The sequence below is a fragment of the uncultured Methylobacterium sp. genome (genome assembly GCF_964251405.1).
GTDB lineage: Bacteria > Pseudomonadota > Alphaproteobacteria > Rhizobiales > Beijerinckiaceae > Methylobacterium.
In genome coordinates this window covers 20,874-24,534 of record NZ_CAXUJR010000048.1, presented here as the reverse complement: position 1 = coordinate 24,534, position 3,661 = coordinate 20,874, and the positions used below count along the sequence as shown (strand labels likewise).

At 68.0% G+C, this 3,661-nt stretch carries 5 protein-coding genes; all 5 read right to left on the bottom strand.

The window, feature by feature from the left end; all coding sequences use genetic code 11:
- The coding region (gene rimM / locus ACFE7U_RS10605) for a ribosome maturation factor RimM (protein WP_375409687.1) at positions 1-587 on the bottom strand (587 nt) is incomplete at its 3' end.
- 153 nt (positions 588-740) lie between these two features.
- The gene (rpsP, locus tag ACFE7U_RS10600; protein ID WP_375409686.1) at positions 741-1,106 is read right to left on the bottom strand and encodes a 30S ribosomal protein S16; all 366 of its coding nucleotides are present in this window, start codon (positions 1,104-1,106) and stop codon (positions 741-743) included.
- Between the two features lie 126 nt (positions 1,107-1,232).
- The gene (gene ffh, locus ACFE7U_RS10595) at positions 1,233-2,795 is read right to left on the bottom strand and encodes a signal recognition particle protein (RefSeq protein ID WP_375409685.1); all 1,563 of its coding nucleotides are present in this window, start codon (positions 2,793-2,795) and stop codon (positions 1,233-1,235) included.
- 27 nt (positions 2,796-2,822) lie between these two features.
- Positions 2,823-3,047 carry a glutathione S-transferase gene (locus tag ACFE7U_RS10590; protein ID WP_375409684.1) on the bottom strand — a complete coding sequence of 75 codons (225 nt, stop codon included), beginning with the start codon at positions 3,045-3,047 and terminating at the stop codon, positions 2,823-2,825.
- Between the two features lie 248 nt (positions 3,048-3,295).
- A partial coding sequence (locus ACFE7U_RS10585) for a pentapeptide MXKDX repeat protein (protein WP_375409683.1) occupies positions 3,296-3,661 on the bottom strand: 366 nt, incomplete at its 5' end.

The window sequence follows — 3,661 nt, the reverse complement described above, 5'->3', positions numbered from 1 at the left end:
GGCACGAAGGCCTTGGTGAAGGGCAGCAGGGCGGTGGCCCCGCCGGCGGCCGGCCTGATCTCCAGGAGATCGCCGCCGCCGTAATTCGGCACGTCCGTGACGGATCCGAGCACGGTTCCGGCACCATCGACGACATCGAGGCCAACGAGGTCCGCGGTGAAGAACTCGTCCTCGTCCTCGACCTCTCCGAGACGGGCGCGCGGGAGATAGAGCGCGAGGCGGTTCAGGCTTTCCGCGCCGGTGCGGTCGGCGATGCCCTTCACCCGCACCACGAGGAGATCGGGCGATGCGCCGCCGGCCCGTCGCACATCGGTGAGCTCAATGCGCCGTCCGTCGGCGCCGATCAGCAGCCCATACGAGGATATCGCCAACGGGTCGCCGGAGTAGGATTTCAGCCGAACCTCGCCGTTGAGTCCGTGGGCGCGGCCGAACTCGCCCATCTGCACGAGGCTCGGATCGGTGGCCGGCAGCGGCGCGTCGGAATCAGGTTCGGGACGGTGCGGTGCGGTGACCGCCCCGGGGTCGAGCCGACCGGGCCGGTCGGTCCGTTGGCTACCGCGGGAGGATGATCCGGGACGACGAGCCATCAGCGGTCCAGATTCGGTTGATCAGTTCGGGCCACTCTTCTCCCCACAAGGGGGGAGGAGAGGGTGGTGGGGGTGGATCGGTGACCCGCTGCGGAGGCCAGCGGAACCACCCCTACCCCCGACCCCTCCCCACAAGGGGGAGGGGAGGAAGGCTTACGCCGCGGCGTCTTCGGCCGGGGGAGCGGCGGCTTTCTCGGCGCGCTTGGCGGCGCGCTCCTTGGCCTTCTCGCCGGGCTCGGCCTTCTGCGGGTTGTTGCGGGCCGGGCGCTTGGCGAGGCCGGCGGCATCGAGGAAGCGCAGGACGCGGTCGGTCGGCTGGGCGCCCTTGGCGAGCCAGGCCGTGATCTTCTCGTTCTCGAGAACGATGCGGGCCGGATCGTCCTTGGCCTTCATCGGGTCGTAGACGCCGACCTTCTCGATGAAACGACCGTCGCGCGGCGCGCGGGCGTCGGCGACGACGATGCGGTAGTACGGGCGCTTCTTGGCGCCGCCACGGGTGAGGCGAATCTTGAGGGACATGGTTTTCTCCTAGCTACCGGTGTGTGGTGAGGGTTTGGATCAAGCGAATGGCGAATGGGGAGTGGCGAATGGGGGCACGAGGCGCACCCTTCCTATTCGCCATTCGCCATTCGCCATTCGCCCAAGTCATTTCTTCTTCCCGAATGGAAAACCGCCGAGGCCCGGCAGCCCGCCCTTCGCGCCGAGCCCCGGAAGGCCCGGCATCTTTCCGCCCCCGAGGCCCGGAGGCATCGGAGGCAGCTTGCCGCCCATCTGCTTCTGCATGTCGGCGATCATCTCGGGCGTTGGCTCGGGCATGCCGGGCGGTAGACCGGGCATTCCGCCCGGCATGCCGCCCATCCCGCCGCCCATCCCGAACATGCTCCCCAGCGCCTGGCCGATGCCGCGCTTGCCCGAGCCCATCGCCTTCATCATGTCGGCCATGGTCCGGTGCATCTTGAGGAGCTTGTTGAGCTCCTCGACCTTCGTTCCCGAACCCGCTGCGATGCGCTTCTTGCGCGAGTTCTTGAGGATGTCGGGGTTCCGGCGCTCCTGGGCGGTCATCGACGAGATGATCGCGCGCTGGCGCTTGAACATGTTCTCGTCGAGGTTGGCGCCCTCGACCTGCTTCTTGATGGCGCCCATGCCCGGCAGCATGCCCATCAGTCCGCCGATGCCGCCCATCTTCTCCATCTGGCCGAGCTGCATCGACAGGTCGTCGAGGTCGAACTTGCCCTTGCGCATCTTCTCGGCGGTGCGCAGGGCCTGCTCGTGATCGATCGTCTCGGCCGCCTTCTCGACGAGGGAGACGATGTCGCCCATGCCGAGGATGCGGTTCGCGACGCGCGAGGGGTGGAACTCCTCGAGCGCGTCGACCTTCTCGCCAGTGCCGACGAGCTTGATCGGCTTGCCGGTAACGGCACGCATGGAGAGCGCCGCGCCGCCGCGGGAATCGCCATCCATGCGGGTGAGCACGATGCCGGTGACGCCGAGGCGCTGGTCGAAGGCGCGGGCGGTGACCACCGCGTCCTGACCGGTCAGGGCATCCGCGACGAGGAGCACCTCGTGCGGGTTCGTGGCGGCCTTCACCTCGGCCGCCTCCGTCATCAGCGTCTCGTCCAGCGTGGTGCGGCCGGCGGTGTCGAGCATCACCACGTCGAAGCCGCCGAGCCGGGCCGCATCCATCGCGCGCCGGGCGATCTGGACGGCCGACTGCCCGGCCATGATCGGCAGGCTCTCGACGCCGACCTGGGCGGCGAGGACCGCGAGCTGCTCCATGGCTGCCGGGCGGCGGGTGTCGAGCGAGGCGAGCAGAACCTTGCGCTTGTCGCGGCTCGTGAGGCGGCGGGCGATCTTGGCGGTGGTGGTGGTTTTACCCGAGCCCTGCAGGCCGACCATCAGGATGGCGACGGGGGCCGGCGCATTGAGGTCGATGATGCCGGCGTCCGAGCCAAGCATCGCCACGAGCTCGTCGTTGACGATCTTGACGACCATCTGGCCGGGCGTCACCGACTTGACGACGACGGCGCCCACCGCCTTCTCGCGCACCTTCTCGGTGAAGTCCCGCACCACCTCCAGGGCGACGTCGGCCTCCAGAAGTGCGCGACGAACCTCGCGCAGGGCCGCGGTGACGTCGGCTTCGGTGAGCGCACCACGGCGGGTGAGCCCGGACAGGATGCCGGATAGCCGGTCGGACAGGCCTTCGAACATGCGGGCGGCTTCCCTAGATGGTCGGCGTCACTGGTCGAGACCCGCGTTGGTGACGCGGCGCGCCTGCAGCGCGGCCTCGAAGGACTGGACGGCCCGGGCGAACTTGTCCCGGCAATCGGGATTGCAGAAACCCACGACGGCGCCGTTGTAGAGCGTCAGCGAATCCGGCGCGATCGGCTTGCCCGACCAGGGGCAGGTGTCGTTCACCGCATCGGCGATGCTGGGGACGGGGGAGGGCGAGGCGTCGGGCATGCGGCTCGTTTGAAATCGCGCAACGGGGTGGCGACGCCGCTTTCCAACGCAAGACACGCCCGAGGGCGCATCGCGCTGTCGGGCGTTGACCTCCGGCCTCGATGGGCCGGTCGGCGTTCTGCGGTGACGAACGAACGTCTGATGTGAGGGGCGGGCTATTCGCGAAATGCGCGCAAGTCAAGGCGGGGCGGGAGCCGCGCGGACGGTCCCGCCCACAATTCATCGGACGTCGATGCGACCGACGCGGCCTACTTCTTCATCGAGTCCTTGGCCATCGAATCCTTGGACATGGAATCCTTGGTCATCCCGTCTTTGGCCATGGTGTCTTTGGCCATGCCATCCTTCTTCATGGAATCTTTGGCCATCGAATCCTTGGCCATCGAATCTTTGGTCATGCTGTCCTTTGCCATCGACTCGGCGGCGAAGGCCGGTGCCCCCGCGACGGCGGCGGACAGGAAGAGAGCGGAGACCGCGAGACGGAGTTGAGTGCGCATAGGTCGGTATCCTCTTTGCGGAACACACCGGCCGACGGCTGCGGTGTCGCCGAGGTCTTCGACGGCACAACCCAAAGAGTTACGCGTCGTCGTCGCTTTTCCTGGTCTCGCCGGATTTGC